Source organism: Streptococcus sp. SC1 (genome assembly GCF_030272855.1).
Lineage (GTDB): Bacteria > Bacillota > Bacilli > Lactobacillales > Streptococcaceae > Streptococcus.
Genome location: NZ_JAQCMU010000004.1, coordinates 21,386 through 44,702 on the forward strand (window position 1 = coordinate 21,386; position 23,317 = coordinate 44,702).

At 41.6% G+C, this 23,317-nt stretch carries 19 protein-coding genes and 1 other annotated feature; of the genes, 1 reads left to right on the forward strand and 18 read right to left on the reverse strand.

Features of this window, described 5'->3' with window-relative positions; all coding sequences use genetic code 11:
* Window positions 1-448 precede the first annotated feature (448 nt).
* The 3 genes from pflA to treP form a co-directional block, all read right to left on the reverse strand.
* Window positions 449-1,246, reverse strand: a complete 798-nt coding sequence (gene pflA, locus PAN94_RS06660) for a pyruvate formate-lyase-activating protein (protein WP_285875223.1) — start codon at window positions 1,244-1,246, stop codon at window positions 449-451.
* A 378-nt stretch (window positions 1,247-1,624) separates the two neighbouring features.
* Window positions 1,625-3,250 (reverse strand): alpha,alpha-phosphotrehalase, encoded by a 1,626-nt coding sequence (gene treC, locus PAN94_RS06665; RefSeq protein ID WP_285875224.1) that lies wholly within the window; start codon window positions 3,248-3,250, stop codon window positions 1,625-1,627.
* A 62-nt stretch (window positions 3,251-3,312) separates the two neighbouring features.
* Window positions 3,313-5,280, reverse strand: coding sequence for a PTS system trehalose-specific EIIBC component (treP, locus tag PAN94_RS06670; RefSeq protein WP_285875225.1), 1,968 nt, complete (start codon window positions 5,278-5,280; stop codon window positions 3,313-3,315).
* Between the two features lie 185 nt (window positions 5,281-5,465).
* On the opposite strand from treP, the gene treR reads away from it, so the two are divergent.
* A complete protein-coding gene (gene treR / locus PAN94_RS06675) occupies window positions 5,466-6,179 on the forward strand; it encodes a trehalose operon repressor (protein ID WP_239191383.1) in 714 nt (237 codons plus the stop codon).
* A gap of 343 nt (window positions 6,180-6,522) precedes the next feature.
* Here the strand turns inward: treR and PAN94_RS06680 are convergent, their stop codons facing one another.
* The 15 genes from PAN94_RS06680 to PAN94_RS06750 form a co-directional block, all read right to left on the reverse strand.
* On the reverse strand, window positions 6,523-7,863 hold the full coding sequence (locus PAN94_RS06680) for a hemolysin family protein (protein ID WP_285875226.1): 1,341 nt from the start codon (window positions 7,861-7,863) through the stop codon (window positions 6,523-6,525).
* 90 nt (window positions 7,864-7,953) lie between these two features.
* Window positions 7,954-9,600, reverse strand: coding sequence for a phosphoenolpyruvate carboxykinase (ATP) (locus PAN94_RS06685; RefSeq protein WP_285875227.1), 1,647 nt, complete (start codon window positions 9,598-9,600; stop codon window positions 7,954-7,956).
* A 97-nt stretch (window positions 9,601-9,697) separates the two neighbouring features.
* Window positions 9,698-10,822, reverse strand: coding sequence for an AI-2E family transporter (locus PAN94_RS06690; RefSeq protein WP_015605492.1), 1,125 nt, complete (start codon window positions 10,820-10,822; stop codon window positions 9,698-9,700).
* A gap of 274 nt (window positions 10,823-11,096) precedes the next feature.
* A complete protein-coding gene (locus PAN94_RS06695; RefSeq protein ID WP_005590795.1) occupies window positions 11,097-11,399 on the reverse strand; it encodes a DUF1827 family protein in 303 nt (100 codons plus the stop codon).
* Between the two features lie 108 nt (window positions 11,400-11,507).
* Complete coding sequence (locus PAN94_RS06700; protein WP_005590796.1) at window positions 11,508-11,951, reverse strand: NUDIX domain-containing protein; 444 nt, start codon at window positions 11,949-11,951, stop codon at window positions 11,508-11,510.
* A gap of 193 nt (window positions 11,952-12,144) precedes the next feature.
* Window positions 12,145-14,937: an isoleucine--tRNA ligase gene (gene ileS, locus PAN94_RS06705; RefSeq protein WP_285875229.1), complete on the reverse strand. Its 2,793-nt coding sequence runs from the start codon at window positions 14,935-14,937 to the stop codon at window positions 12,145-12,147.
* A gap of 50 nt (window positions 14,938-14,987) precedes the next feature.
* Window positions 14,988-15,191: a binding site (T-box leader), on the reverse strand.
* Complete coding sequence (locus tag PAN94_RS06710) at window positions 15,188-15,973, reverse strand: DivIVA domain-containing protein (protein WP_048764070.1); 786 nt, start codon at window positions 15,971-15,973, stop codon at window positions 15,188-15,190. Its footprint overlaps the feature before it by 4 nt.
* A gap of 9 nt (window positions 15,974-15,982) precedes the next feature.
* Window positions 15,983-16,768 carry a YlmH family RNA-binding protein gene (locus PAN94_RS06715; RefSeq protein ID WP_125380415.1) on the reverse strand — a complete coding sequence of 262 codons (786 nt, stop codon included), beginning with the start codon at window positions 16,766-16,768 and terminating at the stop codon, window positions 15,983-15,985.
* Window positions 16,762-17,037: a YggT family protein gene (locus tag PAN94_RS06720; RefSeq protein ID WP_061910824.1), complete on the reverse strand. Its 276-nt coding sequence runs from the start codon at window positions 17,035-17,037 to the stop codon at window positions 16,762-16,764. Before PAN94_RS06720 ends, PAN94_RS06715 begins: the two co-directional genes overlap by 7 nt.
* Before the next feature lie 3 nt (window positions 17,038-17,040).
* The gene (locus PAN94_RS06725; RefSeq protein ID WP_148887197.1) at window positions 17,041-17,607 is read right to left on the reverse strand and encodes a cell division protein SepF; all 567 of its coding nucleotides are present in this window, start codon (window positions 17,605-17,607) and stop codon (window positions 17,041-17,043) included.
* Window positions 17,608-17,616: 9 nt separating this feature from the next.
* The gene (locus tag PAN94_RS06730) at window positions 17,617-18,288 is read right to left on the reverse strand and encodes a YggS family pyridoxal phosphate-dependent enzyme (protein ID WP_285875230.1); all 672 of its coding nucleotides are present in this window, start codon (window positions 18,286-18,288) and stop codon (window positions 17,617-17,619) included.
* A gap of 4 nt (window positions 18,289-18,292) precedes the next feature.
* Window positions 18,293-19,558, reverse strand: a complete 1,266-nt coding sequence (gene ftsZ / locus PAN94_RS06735) for a cell division protein FtsZ (RefSeq protein ID WP_285875231.1) — start codon at window positions 19,556-19,558, stop codon at window positions 18,293-18,295.
* 16 nt (window positions 19,559-19,574) lie between these two features.
* On the reverse strand, window positions 19,575-20,930 hold the full coding sequence (gene ftsA / locus PAN94_RS06740) for a cell division protein FtsA (RefSeq protein WP_048791714.1): 1,356 nt from the start codon (window positions 20,928-20,930) through the stop codon (window positions 19,575-19,577).
* A 123-nt stretch (window positions 20,931-21,053) separates the two neighbouring features.
* A complete protein-coding gene (locus PAN94_RS06745) occupies window positions 21,054-22,250 on the reverse strand; it encodes a cell division protein FtsQ/DivIB (RefSeq protein ID WP_285875232.1) in 1,197 nt (398 codons plus the stop codon).
* Window positions 22,247-23,317, reverse strand: a complete 1,071-nt coding sequence (locus PAN94_RS06750; protein WP_285875234.1) for a UDP-N-acetylglucosamine--N-acetylmuramyl-(pentapeptide) pyrophosphoryl-undecaprenol N-acetylglucosamine transferase — start codon at window positions 23,315-23,317, stop codon at window positions 22,247-22,249. Before PAN94_RS06750 ends, PAN94_RS06745 begins: the two co-directional genes overlap by 4 nt.

Sequence of the window (23,317 nt, forward strand, 5' to 3'; positions counted from 1 at the left end):
TTATACCATAAATTCCGCCTTTATTCAAACACCTTCTTGAAAGCTAGACCTAACTTTTCTAGCCTTAAAATAGAGGTGAAAGCTAATCAGGCAAAAAGAAGAAAGCTTGCTATAAGCGCTTCTAATATATTCATCCTTTTAAAATCAGACAGCCACTACCGGCAACGTCTTGAAATACGTGCTGATCTTGCTATCAAATCTTATAAAATCAGGCTATCCCAAAGAATTAGCAGATATTTTCTTGAGAAAAATGAGAGTGGGATAGAAATCGGTAATTCGTTAGAATTTGATTTCGTCGTCCCACCTCCGCACAGTTGAGTAGGGCTGTAAAAGCTGATGGAATCAGCATAGTAGAGCTCACTCAACCACTGCGTCTTGCTCGACAATCCAAAGACAATTGAGAGGCTAGGACTTTTGTCCCAGCCTCATCTTACCCTACTTACATCACTTAGTTATTATGCACCCGATTCATGTATTCGGTATAGGATTCCGTTTGCATCAGTTCCTTAGCATTTTTGACCCGATCAGCAGTCGGTGGCTTCACGCCTTCCAGTGAATAAGGAATGCCCAGCTCCCGCCACTTGAATTCTCCCATAGTATGGTAAGGAAGGATTTCAAACTTATCAACGTTCTTGAGTGTTTTGACAAACTTACCTAGCTCAATCAAGTCCTCATCACGGTCCGTTAAGCCTGGCACCAGAACGTGACGAATCCACACTGGCTTTCCGATATCTGAGAGGTATTTTGCACAGGCCAAGATGTTTTTATTGGTCTGGCTGGTCACGATCCTATGCTGCGCTTCATTAATTTCCTTGATATCTAGCAAGACCAAATCAGTCACCGCCATCAGTTTATTAAACTTTTCTAGATAACGAGGCGTATTTCTAAAAGGCAGAGCACAAGTATCCAGCGTACAATGAATCCCCAGCTCTTTAGCCTTAGTAAAGAAGGCAATCAAAAAGTCGATTTGCAGAAGTGCTTCTCCCCCGCTGACGGTGATGCCACCTTTATTTCCCCAGAAACCTTTGTAACGAAGGGCTTCTTGTAGGATATCATCCACAGTCCGCAGCTGAGATTTGTTTGTCTCCATCTCCCAAGTATCTGGATTGTGGCAATATTGACAACGCATATGACAGCCCTGTAAAAAGACGATGAAGCGGATACCTGGTCCATCCACTGCTCCAAAACTCTCCGTAGAGTGCACCATTCCCGTTACTTTCCCATAATCAATCGCTTCTTCAACCATAATAATCCTCTTGTACCTGAAAACGTTTTACTATAATTACATTATACCACGATTCGAGTGAAAATAGATAGATTCTGCCTATTTTTTAGAAAATAAACTGTTTTTCAGTTTCATTTTCATTGTGTTACAACAGATAGAGTTTTTCAGTTTTTCTAAAAACTATTACTCTCCGCTTCTATCTTTCTCCATAAAAAAAGCCGCCCTAGAGGCGACCTTTTCGGAGATTGTTATGAAAAAAAGGTGCGGAACTATAGCTATAACAGCTGCTCATCTGTTAAACTAAAGGACTCCTTTTATCAAATAAAGTTAAGAGGTCTTCATTTGATGCTTCTAGTATACTGCACCATACTTAAAAGAAACTTAAGCTGGTTTTAATCATTATTTTACTAGAATAGCTAATGTTTCATAGGGTTTCAAAGTCATGGTCGCGGCTACCGTTGGCTCCTCATAATTCGAAATCAGCACCTGACCGCTTTGATAGTCTGGTAGGATGTCCACGGTAATTGGGTCAGCATAGAAGTTGTTAAGGACTAAAAGCTTTTGTCCTTGCCACTCCCGCTCAAAGGCATAGACCTGAGGACTGTCCTCATAGGCTGGCTGATAGCTGCCCTCTGCGATGATAGGCAATTCCTTACGCAGAGCAATCAATTCCTGATAAAAGGTAAAGATCGGTCCCTTGATTTCATTTTCCACATTGATGAGAGGATAGGATTTGCCCACCTTCAGCCATGGAGTTCCTGTTGTAAAACCTGCATTGACTGAATCATCCCACTGCATAGGCGTCCGAGAATTATCACGAGATTTAGCCTTGATAATCCTGAAGGCTGCTTCTGGCGATTGACCTTCAGCAAGCAGAGTCTGGTAAGCATTGAGAGACTCGACATCCACATAATCTTCCATGGAGTCGTAGTCAGGGTCCACCATGCCAATCTCCTCACCCATGTAGATGTAAGGTGTCCCGCACGACAGATGAATACTGGCTGCCAACATGGTTGCCCCTTCATTGCGGAAATTTTCTACATCAACAAAGCGGTTGAGAGCTCGCGGCTGATCATGGTTGTTCCAAAAGAGAGCCGACCAGCCATCGTGATCGCTCATTTCCTTGCCCCAAGTATGGAAGAGGCGTTTTAACTCTTCAAAGTCAAAAGCCTTAAGAGTCCATTTCTGTCCAGCTTCATAGTCCACCTTGAGATGATGGAAATTAAAAGCCATGGACAGCTCCTGCCGATCTGGTGCCGTGTAAAGGATACAGTTTTCAATCGTCGTAGCACTCATTTCACCAACCGTCATAACGGAATCGTCCTGTCCGAAGGTCGCTTCGTTCATCATACGCAGATAGTCATGGACGATTGGCTTATCGGTATAGGCTGGCTTCCCATCTTGCTCTGGACAGTCCGTCAGCACCTCATCTTTACCGATCACATTGATGACATCAAAGCGGAAGCCCTTGACTCCTTTGTCCCGCCAAAAATTCACCACTTTAAAGAGCTCTTGACGAACATTGGGGTTGCGCCAGTTAAGATCTGCTTGTGTCACATCATAAAGATGCAAATAATATTTGCCCGTATCGCCAAATGGCGCCCAGGCGCTGCCGCCAAACTTGGACAGCCAGTCCGTTGGCTCATCTCGCAGGATAAAGAAGTCCTGATAGTAGGAATCCCCAGCCAGTGCCTTTTGGAACCACTCATGTTCAATCGAGCAATGGTTAAGAACCATATCCAGCATAAAGTCAATACCATGCTGCTGGCCGACCTTGACCATCTCTTCAAAATCTGCCATATCTCCAAAGATAGGGTCTACCGCAGTGTAATCAGAAATATCGTAACCGTTGTCCCTCTGTGGACTCGGATAGAAAGGATTGAGCCAGATCATGTCCACTCCCAGCTCTTTCAAGTAGGGAAGTTTTTCAATAATCCCGCGAAAATCTCCCAAACCGTTGCCAGTCGTGTCTTTAAAAGATTTTGGATAAATTTGGTAGACAACCTTTGTTTTATCAAGTGTCATTTTTTCTCCTTTTTCGATAAAAGGGAGGGGCTCAGAGCCGCCATCCCATGAGTTAACTATTCTTAGATACGTTTTGCTGTCATCAATTTATCGCCACGTTTGACATGGCTAGGATATTCTCCACTTATATCTGCTACAAAAGCATCCTGATTGGTGATAATGACAGGTGTTTCTGTCACGAGTCCTGCTGCCTTGATAACATCCATGTCAAAGCTAATCAGTTTTTGTCCAATAGCCACATGATCACCTTGCTCAATGTGGGCCTCAAAGCCCTTACCGTCTAGACCGACCGTATCCATACCGATATGCATAAGCATTTCCACACCTTCGTCCGATACTATGCCGACGGCATGTTTGGTTGGAAAGAGAACAGTCACCGTACCATTCACAGGTGACACCAACTCACCTTCACTTGGCTCAATCACTAAGCCCTGTCCCATTACGCCAGATGAAAATACTGGATCAGTTACCTGACTGAGTTCTTTTACTTGACCAGCAAGAGGACTAACGATTTCTACTGGTGCGACAATCTTTGTTTCCTGATGAGCGAATTCTGCTTCTTCTTGAGCTGCAAATTCTGCTTGCAGTTCTGTATCGTCTTCCGTTTTTGTGAAAAATCCTGCTTTGCGGAAGAAAAAGGTCAAAGCCATTGGTACAGCAATTGCGACAAGCATCACTCCTGCAAATGGAAGCATATATTTTGCTTGGATAGAAAGAATACCCGGTAAGCCACCAATCCCGATAGCATTGGCTGTGATATTAAAGGTTACAGAGAGCAAACCAGCAATAGACGAACCGATCATTCCCGCAACGAACGGATAGATGTACTTGACATTGACCCCGAAAAGGGCTGGTTCAGTAACACCAAGGTAAGCCGAAATAGTAGCCGGCAGGGAAATTTGTGCTTCCCGCTCATCGTGACGATTCATAAGGTAATAAGCAAAAACAGCTGAGCCTTGAGCAATATTGGACAGAGCAATCATTGGCCAAAGACCAGTACCACCGGCATCCGCTACCAATTGAGTATCAATGGCATTGGTCATATGGTGAAGACCTGTGATGACAAATGGAGCATAAAGAGCACCAAAGACAGCACCAAAAAGCCATTTAACAGGACCAGTCAAACCTGCAAGAACGACTGTTGAAAGCCCCTGACCAATTGCCCAACCGATAGGACCCAAGACTGTATGAGCCAAGATCAAGGCTGGAATAAGAGATAAGAAAGGCACAAAAATCATAGAAACCACTTCTGGAATATGTTTCCGCCAGAAGATTTCTAGATAAGACAGGGAAAGTCCTGCTAGCAAAGCTGGAATAACCTGCGCTTGGTAACCGATACGATTAACAGTGAAGAAACCGAAATCCCAAACCCAATCCTTAGCAATTTCCGCTGCTGGTGTCGATGCCACTGCGTAAGCATTGAGTAGCTGCTGTGACACCAAACAGATCCCCAAAACAATACCCAGAATCTGGCTAGTCCCCATCTTACGAGAAACAGACCAAGTGATTCCTACTGGTAAGAATTGGAAAATCGCTTCACCCGGAAGCCACAAGAAATGGTTGATCCCAGCCCAGAATTGAGACACTTCTGTGATGGTTTTCCCATCCAACATGGACCAATGCACGCCTTCAAGAACATTCCGAAAGCCGAGGATCAATCCACCGACAATCAAGGCCGGAATGATTGGAGTGAAGATTTCAGCTAGAGTCGTCATGACCCGCTGAACTGGATTTTGATTACTCTTAGCTGCTGACTTGGCTGCTTCTTTGGAAACACCCTCGATACCTGATACAGCTGTGAAATCATTATAAAAAATCGGCACATCATTTCCAATAATCACTTGGAATTGCCCAGCATTAGTAAAAGTTCCTTTCACGACTGGAATGGCTTCAATGGCCTTAACATTGGCTTTCTTTTCGTCACCAAGTACGAAACGCATCCGAGTCGCGCAGTGAGTGACCGCTGTGACATTCTCTTTACCGCCAATTGCCTTCAGCAAATCCTTAGCTTCCTTTTCAAATTTTCCCATTTGACTTGTGGCTGGAAATCATCCAGCACTCTCCTTATATTTTGATGTCGCTAGTTTCCTGACTAGCTTATGAACTTAATTGTAACCGATAACAATCTTGTATGCAACTTGTTTGTTGTGAAAAGGAGGAATTTCTGCTAAAATTTTAATAGTTGTATGGTAAAAAGAATACAAGAGAGGGATTTATGAAGAAATACAAACAATTATTCAAACAACTTGAAAGAGATATTTTAGGCGAAAAATACCAGCTCGGTGACTTTCTTCCTAGTGAACATCAGCTAATGGAAATCTACCAAGTCAGTCGGGATACGGTTCGCAAGGCTTTAGCGCTCTTGCAAGAAGAGGGACTGATTGAGAAAGTGCGGGGGCAGGGCTCCAAAGTCGTCAAACAGGAACAACTAGACTTCCCTGTTTCTAACTTAACCAGTTATCAAGAATTAGTGGCACAGCACCAACTGCAGTCCAAGACCAATGTCATCAGCCTTGATAAAATCACTGTAGATAAAAAGCTCTCAAAAACAACCGGCTTTCCAGAGTACCGCTTGGTTTGGCGCATTGTCCGGCAGCGAGTGGTCGACAACATTGCTTCTGTCTTGGATATTGACTATCTAGATAAAAGCTTGGTGCCAGATCTGACCAGAGAAATCGGAGAGCATTCTATCTATGCCTACTTAGAAGAAACCTTAAAGCTTAACATTGCCTATGCCAGAAAAGAAATTACCATCGATCATGTTAGTGACCAAGACCAGATCCTTCTGGACATCGGCCGAGACCAGCATGTCGTTTCTATCAAATCTCAGGTCTATCTAGCTGATGGCCGCCAGTTTCAATACACGGAGAGTCGACACAAATTAGATAAATTTCGCTTCGTGGACTTTGCTACTCGGCAGAAAGAATGAAGTCTTGATTCAGCGAGCATAAAAAATCTCCTCTGTCAGCTAAAATCTAGCGAGCAGAGGAGTTTTCCTGTTCTTTGGTTTGTTTTTTAGTTTTATATTTAGGAGATGATATGAAAAATGTATGAAATTCTTATACGAGAATCTATTTCTTGCTTCTATTGCTAGTACTGGTTAGGCTGCTTCGTTTAACTTGGAGCGAATGAATGATTTCTGATAGGTTACTTTTACTTTATATGTCATTGGACTGTCCTCATTTCTTATTTGTTGAGACTAGTATAAGACTTTCAGCTTAAGCATTCCTTATAAAAATCTTGCGGAAAACTTAAAACAAAAGAAGCTGAATTTATTTTTCAGCTTCTTCATCTTCTTCAATCATTTCAGATATTTCCACTTTCACCTTGGTGACACGGCCATTCTTGACCTTATCATTGGTCAAAATCAGTTTTTTATTCTGACTTTCCACTTCATAGCTGAGCCGTTCTGTTGGATTTGGTATGGTTCCAACACCAGTCAGATAATAACCAGCAATAGTATCCACATCATCACTATCGATTTCAACTTCAAAGTATTCATTGAAGTCATTGAGGGTCATCGTTCCTAAAACAATGTAGGTGTTCTCACCGATTTCATGAACCTCGATAGCAACCTTGTCTGTTTCATCTTCAATTTCACCGACGATTTCTTCTAGCAAGTCTTCAAGCGTCACGAGACCTGCCATACCACCATACTCATCCAACAGAATCGCCATTTGATTTTGGGTATTCCGGAGAGATTTGAGCAAATCATCCACAAAAATCGTTTCAGGCACAAAAAGTGGCTCTTGCAGAATCTTGCGGAGGTTTAGGTTGTCGAATCCATTGGCGAAGGCTTCATTTAGCAAGCGCTTGGTATGAATCAAACCGATCACATTGTCCTTATCGCCATCATAGACAGGAATTCGTGAGAAATTTTGCTTGAGGATACTTTCGATGATTTCCTTGGTGTCATCCTGAATATCAACCATAAAGGCATCTGTCCGTGGTACCATGAGTTCACGCGCCACCATTTCATCTAGCGAGAAAATCCCCTGCAGCATTTCGATTTCATCTGCATCCAGCGTCTCCTCACTATTGGTCAGCATGTACTCAATCTCATCTCGGGTCATTTTTTCATCCGCATCATCAAACTTCATCGGCGTCATCTGACTGAGAAGATTGGTAGAGGCTGAAAGCAACCAGACAAACGGACTGACAATTTTCCCAAGGAAGATAATCACTGGTGCTGTCCGAACAGCCAAACTATCCTTAAGATTCATAGCGATTCTCTTAGGATAAAGCTCCCCCAAAACAATGGAAATATAAGTCAAGAGGGCAAGAGCCAAGAAACTAGCAACTGCATGTGCCGTCTTGGAATCACCCATCCAAGAAGCAAAGATTTTCCCTAGATTATCCGCAAAGCTTGCCCCCGACAGGATATTAATGACGGTGATACCGACCTGAATCGTTGACAGAAAGTTATTAGGGCTTTCAAGAACTTTTAATAAATGAACATATTTGGCATCGCCTTCCTCGGCTTTTTGCTCAACGCGAGCTCGATTGAGTGACACCATCGCCATCTCAGAAGCTGAGAAAAAGGCATTTAGTAAGGTTAAAACAAATAGCAGTATTGCTTGCAATAAAATACTCTGACTGCCAGGGTCTTCCATGGATTCTTCTCCTAAAAATTATAATCAACTTTGATTATAACATATTTTTGGGATTCGTGCACAAGGATTTATAGGAAAGCGTTTTGCAGATTAATCCTCTAAGTCCTGCAAGACTTTTTCTAGCCGAGAAATAGCTCCAACAGGCAGGGCTGTCTTGGGATATTTCTGATTAAAGGCCAATAGAAAGTTTAAACGGACCTGCATTCTTTCACGAATGAGCTGTCTGTACTTGTCGTCAAAGCTTGGAACAGCATAGCCCTTATAATCCAAGTATTCAAAACCTTCTAAAGGTCCAAAAGGCTTAAATTGAGCCCTTCCCTCTACAATCTGCTCGATAATGTCTAAAGATACTTCCTTTGAGATACCTTTACCCATATAAAAGCCAGTATTGATAATGTAGCAAGCAACTCCTGACTCAAATAAATGACGGAATTTCCGATAATCTTCCACCAATGGATAAACGCGGAAAGGATTGGCATAAGGCTCAATAACCAAGTCTTCGTGCAAGCCAGTGACATTCTCAGCATTGGAGCGCTTGGTCATCAGGGTGCAGCCCATTGTGGAAGCCATCAGTGGATCATTGATCTTAACCAGAGGCGGCAGAGAGTCATCTTTCATAATCCAGAAGATAGCGTTGATGGGCTCATCAATCCGGTCTACTCGATTTGGAGTCGCAAAGCGCGATTTAACAGTCCGTCCATTCCCGTTACGGATGTCCTCCGTTACTAGCTTTTTCCGCCCATTTTCATCCAGCGTCACTCCACAATTCTGCACGGTCACAAAGAAATCCTGCTCACTATGACCTGTAGGATAGTCATTAGTCTTGTCAAAATAAGACGGTTCGAGGGCAATAGAGGAGCCATCCTTGACCGAGATAATGAAGGCATCGTCATGGAGAACCTTGATATCATATTTATAATCGTGTTTGGCATGCGTCAATGTGGATTTTCCTGAACCGGATAGACCAAAGAAAGATGCAACATAGTCCTCTTTGTCCGTATTTTGCTTGAAAATTTTCAGACCTCCGTGGCAGGCAACATAGCCATTTCTGGCAGCTGTTCCCCACGCCAAAGTCAAGGTTGCCTTTTTCAGCTCCCCGAAATAGTTTAAGCCCAGAATAACGGCACAATTATGATTGGTATCAAAGTAAACCAAACCTTCAGGATAGTCTGGATGCGTCCACTTGGGATCAAAAAAGACAAAGATATCATTTTCCTCGTACTTTTTAGAAGCTCGTAGGCGGTTCTTAAATTCCTCATCCAAAATCTGGAAATTCAAGAGCCAAGAATAAAGATTGTTTATTTCTTCCTGAGGAACCATCAGATGGGCGCAAACCATAAAGTCCTCATCCAACCCCACGACTGCATCTGCCTTATAAAAGGTCCTCTGATGTGCCTGATAAACAGCACTACGAACCAGAAACAGCAAGTGCTCATCTTCCTGACGATCTCTGCCATAAATGCGTCTAGCCTTGGCAGTTCGGCCGACAACAGCCCCCGAGTTAGTTAATAAAACGCGGGCATAAGAAGGAAGTCCCAGCTCCTTAGTATGAATCACCGGCATGTCCAGCACAACCGTTCCAGCAGCTACCGAGGCCAGTTGATAAGCCTCTTCTACGGTCTTGATTGCCTGAACCTGATTCTCATAAAAGGCTGTCTCTACAATGGTCTTCAAGGGCGAAAAATAAGAAGAATCTTTTCTTATTTCTTGCGGAGAAAATTTACGACGTGTTACCATAATGATACCTCCTTTATGCTATTACTATTATTTTAGCATAAATATCCAATGATGAACCATAAAAAATGCAGTAAAAAAGAGAAAGGCGAGCTTTCTCCTATTTTTTTATAATACCAAATTCTTCATTCTTCTTTTGTTGCTGAGCTTCCTTGTGATTGTCATAAAGGTTGGCAAGGAATTTCACGATTTCCTTGAGGATAGAGTAAGTCGGAATCGCTACAATCATGCCCATAATACCATAGATATTACTTGAAAGAAGCAAGAGAACCATAATCGTAATAGGGTGCACCTTCATAACGCTCCCAACAATACGAGGATAGAGAATATTCCCATCAATTTGCTGGATAATCAACATATAGATCAAGGCCACCAACATTTTATGAGGATCGGTAAAAAAGTAGGTGATCAGCATGGGAATCAAGCCGATGCTCGGCCCCACATAAGGGATCAAGTTGGCCAAAGCCGAGAAAATAGCAAAGACTAAGGCATACTTGAGTCCAATAACACTGTAACCAATATAAGCTAAGGTCCCAATCAGCAAGGCATCTATCGAAATACCACTGATATAACGGGCAACGGTCGCATTGAGATTGGTCAAGAGACTAGATATATTGAGCTTATCGCGCTTGAGAACGGTCCGCTCCAACATTGGTAGGAGCTTGTGTCCATCCATCAGGAAGTAGACTAAAAAAATCGGGGTCATGATGAGAATCATGAGGGTATTGATGACAGCAGACACCACACTACCCAGACTATTGGTAACACTATTTAAAATATTTTGCAGAATATCTACATAAGATAGATTGAGTTGCTGGATAGTAGACTGGATATTTAAACTCTTAAAGAGGGGATTTTTGGATAATTGATTGACAAAACTCTGAATTTCCCAATAGAGATTTTGCGTCGAATTGATCAAGCTGGACAGCTGGTTAATCAAAATTGGCAGGAGGTAGATAACTCCGACTGTCACTAGACCAAACAGTAAGAAAAGAGTGATTAAAATCCCAAAGATACGATTAATCTTCAATTTTTTTTCGAGCAGTGTCACCAGAGGATTTGTGATATAGTAGAGAAATCCTCCCATAACAAAAGGAATTAAAATCGTATTGATAACGCTCACCACTGGCGTAATCATATCTCCCATCTGGCGCCAGATGAAAAAGATAATCGTTAGCAGCAAGACTTCACTGGTCCAAAACATTAACTTACTTTTATGAAACATCTTTACTCTCCTCCAAGTTATTTTACCATAATTTATCATAAAATAAAGGTTATTTCATAAAAGAAAGAATAAAAATGGAAACATTATTAAGTTCGAAGAACTTGGCTAGTCAGAAAAGATCACACAATTTAAAATCTAAATCAGACAAATAAAAAATCACCTGAAAGCAAGAGCTGAAAAGCAAAGTCTTTCAAGTGATTTTTGATATCACTTCCATCAGGAAGCAGATGATCAATTGATAATGCTATAAAAGTTTAAAATCTTAAGCAGATGATTAGCCCTTAATCGGGATTGAAATCTCAATCAAACTATTAGCATAGATCGTCCGAATGGCAGAGGCGTCAATATTCTTTTGGTCAATTTTTCGTTTCAAAAAGAATTCTCTAATTTTTTCAATTTCTTGCTCTCGTATCGCACGATGCTTATTTGAAATGAGAATTTCGTAATGGCTAGGAGCCTCTGTGAAAATAACATCACTATTGCCCGCAGAATAAACTTCTACAAGCGTTGCGTCTGTGCTTTCCAACTGATTTTTTACTAATTCTGCGTGGGTATTCGTCGTATTTATAAGCTTCATTCATTTGCCTCCTACCTTAAATCGTCGCTATTATTATAACACGTTTTTCAGGAATTGTGAACGATTACCTGTAATTTATATCATTTTACATATAGCAGGTTAGTTATTCTAATATTTGCGCTTCCACTGCTCAATTCCCCATTTATGGCTGCCACGTTTCAATTTTTCTATTGCAAGATCTACAGGAAACCATGCTAGATTATTAAAATCTTCCAGTGGCTTCTCCACTTCTTGATAAGAAAGGGCTTCGTAAATATAGGCAGGATTATAGAAATGCGTGTCCCGATGGCGAGAATAAAAATACTCGTCCGCCTGGCCAAAGTAATCTCCTACTTGGATGCTAAAGCCAAGCTCTTCCAGCAATTCCCGCTCGAGAGTAGCCAGCTGGTCCTCTCCTTCTTCCATTTGTCCTCCAGGAAGAAACCACGCACCATTAGGTGCCTGTACCAAAATGATATTTTCTTTCTTTTCATCCGGAATCACTGCGTAAACTCCATAGCGTGTCACATACTCGACATTTTCCTCATGAACTCCAAAAACTGGATGGGTCATTATCTTTCCTCATTCCTTCTAATCTTTACTACTATCATAAATAACTTATACTAGCCTGTCAAGAGTTTGAACTTATTTTTTCAGCTTTCACAAGGAAGCTTAGCCCCTTAGTTCTCAAGTAAAAAAGCCCGCCTCAGTTGAGACGGGACTTCTTCTACTAGCCATCAGTCAAACCTATTCATGTTAGACTGGATTATTTTTCTTCAAATCCTTCTGCAACTGCATCCGCAAAGTTTTCTTCTACGATGCTTGCACAGTGGTCACAGATAACTGCATGATAGCTACGGTCTGCAGTAGTTGGATCGATACGACGGCAACGGTCACATACTTCACCTGCAGCACGTTCAACTGTAAAGGCAACATCTTCAAAGCTAACTGCACCTTCTGGAGCTGGTCCATCTGCAATGGTTAATTCTGACACGATCAAAAGTTGAGCTACATTGCTGTCCACCGCTCCAAGAAGAGTTTTCACCACTTCGTTTGGATAAACTGTCAAGTGTGCTTGGAGTGATTTACCGATTACTTTGGCATTACGCGCTTCTTCCAAGGCTTTTTGAGCCTGTCCACGGAAGTCCATGAAGGCTGCCCATGTATCCAAGATTTCTTCTTGGTTAGCAAAAGTTTCCGCTTCAGGTAATTCTGACAACTGAACATAGTCTTCTGCTTCAAACTCAAGATATGACCAGATTTCTTCTGCAGTGTGAGGAAGGATTGGTGTCAAGAGTTTGGTGATTTTGACAAGAATGTCATAGAAGACAGTTTGCATTTGACGACGTTCAAGTGATTTGGCACCTTCGATGTAGACAACATCTTTAGCGAAGTCAAGGTAGAAGGCTGACAAGTCAACATTGATAAAGTTCACCAAGGCCTTGTAGATTGTCAAAAATTCAAAATCAGCATAAGCATCACGAATCGTCTTAACAAGCTGGTTAAAGCGAATAGTCATGTACTTATCAACAGAACGAAGCTCATCGTAAGCTACTGCATCTTGAACTGGATTAAAGTCAGAGGTATTGGCAATCAAGAAACGAAGGGTGTTACGGATCTTACGGTAAGTTTCAGAGACTTGACTCAAGATATCCATAGAGATACGCACGTCGTTGCTTGAGTCAACACTTGTTACCCAAAGACGCAAAATTTCAGCACCGAACTGTTTTTCAACATCGCTTGGAGCAATGGTATTTCCAAGAGATTTAGACATCTTCTCACCCTTACCGTCAAGGGCAAATCCTTGTGACAAGATTTGTTTGTATGGTGCTACGCCATGGTTGGCAACAGATGTGATGAGTGAAGAGTTGAACCAACCACGGTATTGGTCAGAACCTTCAAGGTAAAGATCAGCTGGATATTTAAGCTCTGGACGGTTAACCACCACTCCATTCCATGATGAACCTGAGTCGAACCAAACGTCCATGATATCTGTTTCTTTCTTGAACTCGCCATTTGGTGAACCTGGATGGGTAAATCCTTCTGGCAAGAGGTCTTTAGCATCACGTTCCCACCAGACAATAGAGCCGTGCTCTTCAAAGAGTTGAGCCACATGTTCAATAGTTTCAGCTGTCATGATTGGTGTGCCGTCTTCTGCGTAGAAGATAGGAAGGGGAACTCCCCAAGCACGTTGGCGAGAGATGACCCAGTCGCCACGGTCACGAATCATGTTGTAAAGACGAACTTTCCCCCATTCTGAGTGAAATTTCACTTTTTCAATTTCATCCAAGATTTCTTGGCGGAATTTAGATACAGAAGCAAACCACTGTGGCACTGCACGCCAGATGATTGGTTTTTTCGTACGCCAGTCAAATGGATATGAGTGAGAGATTTCTTCTTGCGCAAGGAGTAGATTGCCAAGTTTTTCGATAACAGTTGGAACTACCTTGTCATAGAATTGACCCGCAAAATCAGGACCAGCATTTTCCATCATGATTCCGCGTTCATCAACAGTAACAAACACTTCCAGACCATTGGCAACACCAACATTGTAGTCATCCTCACCAAAACCAGGCGCTGTATGGACGATACCTGTACCAGAGTCAGTTGTAACGTGGTCGCCAAGGATCACCAACTCATCTACAGCTGTATCCCATGGGTGGACTGTCACAATGTGGTTCAATTCTTGACCACGGTAGGTCGCCAAGACTTGTACATCAGCCCAGCCAAATTTCTCAGACAAACTGTTCAACAATTCTGAAGCAACCACAAACTTACGAGCTTCACCGGCAGGTTGCACCACAACGTAGTCAATATCCGCTCCAACCGTCAAGCCACGAGAAGCTGTGATGGTAAATGGCGTGGTTGTCCAGACAACGATATAGGTGTCTGTATCTAGAACGCCTTTTCCGTCTTTGACTGGATTAGCATAGTAAAGGGAAGTTGAAAGCAAATCATGGTATTCAATTTCTGCTTCCGCAAGGGCTGACTCAGAAGACCATGACCAGTAAACTGGCTTGGCACCACGGTAGATATAGCCTTTTTTAGCCATTTCACCAAAGACACGGATTTGAGCTGCTTCATAGTCCGGAGTCAAGGTCACATAAGGGTTTTCCCAGTCACCAGAAACACCCAAACGTTTAAAGTCTTCTCGCTGTTTGTCAACTTGAGAGAGAGCATACTCACGGCAAAGTTTCAAGTACTCAACCAAGTCCATTTCTTTGCGTTTGACACCTTGTTTTGCCAAAACTTGCTCGATTGGGAGACCATGAGTATCCCAACCTGGAATATAAGGCGCATAAAATCCTGACATAGATTTCGAACGAACAATAATATCTTTAGAAATCTTGTTCATAGCGTGTCCAACGTGGATATTTCCGTTTGCATATGGAGGTCCATCATGCAAAGTGAAATGCGGTTTTCCTTGGTTCAATTCTTGACGACGTTGGTAAAGTTTTGCTTCTTCCCATTCTTTTTGCCAAACTGGTTCTTTGGTTGGAAGGCCAGCACGCATTGGAAATGCAGTTTTCCCAAGATTCAGGGTTTCTTTGATTTTCATTTAATCTCCTTATTTCATCTTAATTTAAAATAAAAAACCACAAACTTCTCCGAAAGGACGAAAATTCGTGGTACCACCTTTGTTTAGACAGGAAAAAGCCTGTCCCTCTTAGCCTGTAACGTAGGCGGACGTCGTTTCTTACTCGCTTCAGAAACGATGAAGCAGAATGATAAGTCAAACAAAAGGGATTACAGGTCTTTCACCACCACCTGCTCGCTGAAAATATTTTATTTGCCTTGTGTTTCTGCACTTATAAAAGATCCACTTGAACTTTAGAATCTTCATCCAAATCTGAAAGTTCTCCAGATTCTAAAATTTCTTTCTGTTGTGCTTGGATCAGCTCTTCATCTATAGTCTGAAGAGTCTGTGTTTCTGCCAAATCTCGATTTGCTTGCTCAATTCGTTCTTGTAATTCAGCTAACTCTTCAGGTGAGAATTGGCGCGTAACATCTACTTCTTCCTCTAGCTCAACCTTTTCTCCAAGTGCTTCTTCAACTACCATTTTAAAGGCTTCATCACTGGTTTGAAGATAGGTAGCAGTCGGGCGAAGGATATCTTCCCAATCTGGAGAGTCAACAATACTTAGTTGACTTTCAATCGTCGATTTGAGGCGCTGATGGAAGACACGTGTTTTATTTTTTAATTCTTCTGTCTCAACAGCTACTCTTTTGGCATTATCTGTAGCCTGACGAAGAATATCATTTGCCTTATACTTAGCTCTATCTAATAAACGTTGCGCATCTTGCTCTGCTTGCTGCACAATATTTCCTGAACGTTCTTGTGCTGCCTGCTTGACCCGCTCTGCTGTGTCTTGCGCAATCAAAACGGACTGACTAAGCGAATCTTTCATTTCATCAAAATAAATTAGGCGCTCTTCAAGATTGCGGATTTTTGCTTCTTTCTCATGATTCTCGCGGATTAGTTCCTCATAATCATTGACAATGATATCAAGAAATTCTTCAACTTCATCAATATCATACCCTCTAAATTTGGTCGAAAAAGCTTTATCTCTAATATCTAATGATGTTAGTGCCATATTTCCTCCTTATTTGCTAGGTAATAATTCAACTGTTAGTTTATGCTTCCCGTTTTTGGAAAAACCATTTTCTGTTAAAATCTTAAATCTTCCATATTTCCTAACGCTAATCAAATCGCCCAAAGAGAGCTGTTGGCTAGGATTATCAATGGTTCTGTAGTTCTGCTTTACCTGCTTCCCCATGATTAGTTCCACAGCTTGACTACGTGATAACTTAAATACTGTGGCTACCAGCTTATCCAATCTGAGACTAGAGACCAAAACATCTGTTGTTTTAGTCGCCGGTGACTCTTGTAGCTGCTCTCTGAAATCAACTCTTCTTAGCCGAACTGGAACTTTAGCTATTTTAGAAACATTCGTAATGAAATATTCTTCTAATCTTCTATCCACAAATACTTGTGCACGGTCATCCACAACGATAATATCGCCAAACGTCCGCCTCTCAATCCCTAGCTGATGCAAAAGAGTTCCCATAATTTGTGAATGAGTCACCTTATAGAACTTACTTGCATAGGTAATCTCTAGCAAGACCACATCGAAATCTTCGAGTTCTAATTGATAATAGCTAGGTGCAATCAACACTTTAGCAAACTCACTTGGAAAATAATCTGAACTAGCAAATACTTGCACATCATATTGCTTACTCAAATTTTTGAGAATATTGACCTGATGAGGATTCAAAAAAGCAGTCGTCTCATAGCTATATTGATTTTCTACTCTTTGAAGCAATTCCATGCTTTTATCCAGAAAATCTTGATCATCCTGAGAAAAATGCTGATAGATCTTGTTTACCATAGCAATAACAAGGAGGCGAGGAAGTGTAGAAATAAAGTATCAAGCACTCTTAAGGCAAAAAGTGCCACCAGAACAGTAAAGTCTAATCTACCAAACTGCAAAGGCAACCTGCGGAACAAACGCAAAAATGGTTCAACCAGAGAACCAACAAGCCTTCCTAGGGCTGTTTGGTAAGCTCCAGGGAACCAAGACAAGAGTGCATAGACGAAGACGAGAAGGGAGTAAAGATCAATTAGATTAGAAACTAATTTTAAAATAAAGTAAATCATTGATTATCTGCTGCGTTTCATATCAAAATCGTATTCACTCAGGTCCACATCGTTGGGAAGGCGAATATCTTCTACATTGACGACAACATTGATTGGAGTAAGCAAGTACATGGTACTAGCAACTTTTCTCAAGTTCCCAGCCAAAACATAGCGTGCTCCATCAAGATAATCCAAGCAACGTCTTGCTTGTACCTCTGTCATATATTGAAAATCAATTAAGATACTCTCATTCGCCACAAGTAAATCAACAACCTCTGTTGCTTCCTCATATTTTTTCGGATAGCGAACATCAATCGTAACCTTCTCACTAGATTTCACTCGATGCTGAGCTAGTTCTTGTTGGCGAGCATGCAATCTAGTAATATTTTCCGTCGCAGGTTTTTGTTGGACTTGTGAAGAAGCTGAACGAGTACGTGCGTTTTCCTTTGCTGATGCAGCCGGAACTGGCTCGATCTCTGCAGGCTTCAAAACAGAATCAGATTCATCTAAAGGCTGTACTGGTAAGTCAGACTTTTCTCCATCTTCTGTAAAGTATTCTATAAATTTATCAAATTTATCTTTAAATGACATAGTTCTTTCCTATTTAAAAAATGCTGTTCCGATTCTGACATAGGTAGAGCCGTTGGCAATCGCTTCGGGATAGTCACGGCTCATTCCCATACTCAAATCAGAAAAGGGCATGTTTTTTAACTGTTTGCTTTGTAAGTTTAATTGAAGCTGATGTGCCTCTGAAAAAATCTGATTCAGTTCTTGATGATCAGCTTCGAGTGGAGCCATGGTCATCAGGCCAACAATGCAAATGTTTTCTAAGGCTGCAAGCTCCGGTAAAACACTATCTAGTTCTTCAACTAAAAAACCGTGCTTGCTTTCTTCTTTTGAAATATTGACTTGCAAGAAACAATTAATCACATGATCCGCTCGCTTGTTGATTTCTTGAGCCAATTTGACAGAGTCTAAAGCATGGAAATAATCAACATAGTTGATCACATCTTTCACTTTTCTTCTCTGCAAACTACCAATTAAATGCCAAGTAAGATTCTCTTCCTTTAAGGCATGGTATTTTTCAAGAAACTTATCTACTCGATTTTCTCCAATATGTTTGATTCCTGTATCCATGAGTTTTTTCGCTGTTTCACAGTCAACATACTTGGTAACCGCAATAATGTTTACGGAGTCCTTCAATCGATTTTCTTTTTCAACTATTTGAGCAACATTTTGAAAAATTAAATCTTTATTTGCTTGAAAATTCATTTAATTAGCGATTTCTAAAGAATGGCGGTGTTTCAAGTTCGTCATCTTCTTCCTTAATATCTGTAAAGCGCTCTACACGGCTAGAAGGCACAGGTTCTGCTTGGCGAACGATTGATTCACGACGTAAATCCCAATCTCCAAAGGCTGAAGCTCTAGAAGTTTCCACAGTTGAGCGATGAGAAGGAGCTGGCATTTCTCTTGTTTCTGCCATATCGAAGTTTCGATCATAATGAGCAGATGATTGTGCTGAGCGTACTTGCTCAGCTCGGCTCGCAGATTTAACGCCTTGCAATCCACTTACCTTATCAACCTTATCCTCTTTAACACCTGTTGCAACAACAGTCACACGGATTTCATCCTTCATAGATTCATCAATAGAAGTACCGAGCCAGATGTTGACACCATGACCAGCTGCCTGATTAACGATTTCAGAAGCTTCTTCTGCTTCAATCAAAGTCATATCTAGGCCACCAGTAACGTTGACGATCACGTCTTCTGCACCGTCAATAGTTGTCTCAAGAAGTGGAGAGTAGATAGCTTTGCGAGCTGCTTCGATAACACGTTCTTCACCGCTTCCGATACCGATACCCATCAAAGCATTACCTTTGTTTTCCATAACAGTCTTCACGTCTGCAAAGTCAAGGTTGATCAAGCCAGGACTAGTAATCAAGTCAGTAATACCCTGAACCCCTTGGCGCAATACGTTATCAGCTTCACTCAAGGCTTCCAGAAGCGGAGTTTTCTTGTCAACAATTTCCAAAAGGTTGTTGTTTGAAATGATCAAAAGAGTATCTACATGTTCACGCAGTTCATTGATTCCTTCAACGGCAAAATTACCACGTTTGCTTCCTTCAAAGCCAAATGGACGTGTCACGACTGCTACAGTTAGGGCGCCTACTGATTTAGCAATGCGAGCAATAACTGGTGCAGCACCTGTACCAGAGCCACCACCCATACCAGCAGTGATAAAGACCATGTCTGCTCCTTGAAGGGCTTCTGTCAAAACTTCTTCGCTTTCTTCAGCTGCTTTACGACCAACCTCAGGTTGACCTCCAGCACCCAGACCACGAGTCAACTTAGGACCAAGCTGGATAACTGTTTCTGCTTTTGCACTGCTAAGTGCTTGCACATCTGTATTTGCTGCGATAAATTCTACACCAGCAAGACCTTCATCGATCATACGGTTAATAGCGTTTCCGCCGCCACCGCCGACACCAATTACTTTAATGACTGCGCCTTGTGCTGCAGCCGCATCAAATGAAAATGTCATAATCTATTTATTCTCCTTACTCAAACATATTACCAATTAAATTGCGCATCTTATCTGTAAGACTAGCCTTTGGTTCCTCTTGTGGTTCTTCATTTCTAAGCGGTGCAATTTCTGGTTCCACCTCTTGAACTGGTTCAACCGGCTGATGATCAAAGCGAGGTACTCTATGACTTGGACGTTCAAAGCTAGTTGCTTGATGACGCAACTGCTCGTCTCCACGAACAGCAGCTTGTGCAATTCGATCCACTTCGGTCAGATTACCAGCATACTCTGAAAGACTAATCACGTGGGCAAAAGCTGGATTACGGATACCGATTTGATTTGGTACATATAATTTAGCGTGAACACCAAATACTTCCTGAGCTAATTCTACAACGCCAGGCAAGATCGCTCCACCACCAACGATGACGATACCACCAGGAAGATCTAACACGTGTCTTCTATCTAAATCTTGCTTGATTTGTTCAAAAACATGTTTGATACGAGCAGAGATGATTTCAGCTAGATAGGTTTCTGTTATTTCAACTGGATTAACTTCCCCGATGACTTCAACTGGGAAAGATTCAGTGCCTGCAAATGGTACATAAGCTACACCATAGTTAAATTTCAAGCTTTCTGCCAATTTCTGAGAAGTTTTCAAGACTTTTGAAATGTCTTTTGTGACATAGTCGCCGCCTTCTTGATAGATATTGGTAAATTGTAATTCTTGATTTTTTACAGAAGCAACTGTAGTTTGTCCGCCACCCATATCAATGACTGTCGCACCAAACTCCCGTTCTCCTTCGTTCAAGATGGATTTTGTCATCGCTAAAGGAGAAATGATAATATTCTCCAATTTCACTCCTGCACGCTCCACTGTTTTACGGAGATTATGCAGGATTGTACGAGGACCAGTGTAAAGTAGGCCACGCATTTCTAGGCGAATCCCCATCATACCACGAGGATCACGGATCCCTTGGAAGCCATCAACAACAAACTCTTCTGGAATGAAGGTAATTACTTCACGGTCAGGAGTCATGCTCTTGGTCAAGGCAGATCTTACAACGCTCTCGACATCTTCATCGGTAATTTCTTTGGAGTCACTAGTCACAGGAATCATTCCTTGAGTTGGCTCAATTTGCAGTAGATTTGCAGGCAAGCCAACATTCACTAGTCCAATTGAAATCCCCGCTTTTTCCTCTGCTTGAGAAATTGCTGACTTAATAGCCGCTGCTGCTGCTTCAATATCGACAATAATCCCATCTTTAACGCCAGCACTCTTTGCATTGCTGACTCCAATAACATTCATTTCACCGTTGATGTGCTCTGCCACCAACACTTTAATTGTGCTACTTCCTATATCTAATCCAGTAAAAAAGCCATCTCTAGCCATTACATCAATCCTCTCTGTCTTCCACGTTTCCATTCTAATACAAATAACTCTAGAAAATAGGGTTATCCAAACTTTATTATATCATAAAAATACGAAATTGGCGCAGTTTTTTATCTATAATAATTAGTTATTTTCAGAAATATCTGGCTTTTCTGCCTGAGATTGAGCAGAATGCTCGGTAGATTGCTCTGCATGTTGAGCCGAAGATTCTGTATTTTGCGCATCGTTACTAGCTTCATGGATAACTTCACTTTCTGTGCCTTGCGCATAGCTAAAAATACCAGCCTCCATATCGACCACGCTTGGCACTTCCAACTGAGGATGAATTCCTTCATAGTAGGGAAGTTTCTTAGCAATGTGAGAAATAGGAACTAAAATTTGGTGTTCATCAAACATGGTAATAGTCACTAAATCCTCTGTCACCTTGCTAGGAGTTAAATCAACTTTTCTGATGCTCTTTTTTACTGAATTAGGAACATTCTTCAGTTGTTGAACAAACTCCTTGATCAAGCCTGCATCCGAAAAGGTCACATCCATCCGCTCTTCGGGTAAGGCATCAGCCGCAACCTCATTTTTTACGTATTCTCCACTCGTTAAAATAGGATAATACTTAGAATCTTTCTGCAAATAACCTAAAATGCCATATTCCTGAACATCGATTTTGAAAGTCAGCGGAAATTGATAGGTCATCTCTACATTTTCAATCCAGGGGCTAGAAGCTTTCAGATTTTGCTCATAATGATGGCGATTTTTGTAAACAGTGATAGTATAATCGCGCTGATCGATTTTGCTACTACTTTTTAGCTCCTCCTGACTCACCACCTTGTTCCCAGTAAATTCAATGGTTTTCATAGTTGCAAGTGGCGTGAGGAAATAAAGAGAAGCTAAAAATACTAGGGAGCTTGTCACTAAAACTGGCAAAGCTCGATACCAGTGAATTTTCTCAATTGGAACTTTTGGAAGCTCAACCTGCTCTACTTCTTCTTCATCTTGCTCTTGATCCTGAGATTCGGCTTCATCTTGCTCCTCAACCTCAGACTCACTTTCAGAATCTTGAACTTCATCTTCTTCCTCACTTATAGGAGAGTCTGTGTCAATTTCTTCGGAGACTGTATCTTCTTCGTTAGAAGGCTCCTGATTTTCCCGTTCCGCCTTCATTTCTTCTTTTCTCTGCTCTAGTTCAGCTCTTTTTTTCTCTAACTCAGCTTGCTTTTTTGCCTTTTCTTGAGCTTTTTTCTCAAGATACTCTTTGTTTCTGACTTGCCATTCAGAAAGAGAAAGTTGAGCAGTTTCTTGCTTATCTTCCTTGCTTTTTTTCATTTTTTCCCTTTGTCAATATCTTGCTTCAAAATTTCATAAAAATCATCTACTGATGTTAGTTCAGGTGCTTTTTCCATTCGTTGATAATAGGCATCCTTTTCTCTTAGTAAATCATCCACTGCTACTTGGAGATTGACCCGATTCAAATTTTCTTCATTGATTTTAAGCGCATAGCCTTTTTCCAAAAAGTAATTGGCATTTTCAATCTGATCTCCTCGACTTGCCCCCAGCCCTAAAGGTACAATCACTTGCAACTTCTTCATAGCCAGTAATTCAAAGATGGTATTGGAACCGCCTCGTGTCACGACGACATCTGCCATAGCCATCAGTGGCTGATATAGGTCTGTCACATAGGACACTCGGTAGATACGGTGGGAAAGCTCATCCAAGCCAGCATCGCCTGTGAGATTGATAATATTATATTTTTCAATCAAGCGATCCTTATTTTTTGTAATAAAATCATTGAAAACTTTAGCGCCTCCTGAGCCACCAACAAAGAGCAAGGTAGGTTTTCCTTCTGTGAAATGAGCCTTGATTTTCTCAATCTCAGCTGGTTCTGTTTGAGAGGGGGCAGCAATCTTGGTCACCGCTCCAACATGTTCAGCCTTGCTCAGTCCTTCAGCTTGCTCAAAAGTCGTGAACATCTTTGTCGCGCATTTATAACCGATTTTATTGGCCAAACCAAGCGACAAATCAGACTCATGAATGAAAACTGGAACGCCGGTCACCTTCGCCGCAATCACTGGCGGAACAGACACAAAGCCTCCTTTTGAAAATAGGGCTTTGGGACGGACTTTTAACATGATGCCCAGCGACTGGAGAATGCCACCTGCCACTTTAAAAACATCCAAAAGATTCTGCCAAGAAAAATAGCGACGGAGCTTGCCAGTTGCAATCGAATGGAAAACAACAGGTAGACCTGATTTTTGAATTTCCTTGTACTCAATCCCATGACGGTCACCGATATAATGGACTTCCCAGCCCTCTTCGATAAATTTAGGCATCAGCAAAAGATTGAGGGTCACATGGCCAACTGTCCCTCCACCTGTAAATACTATTTTTTTCAT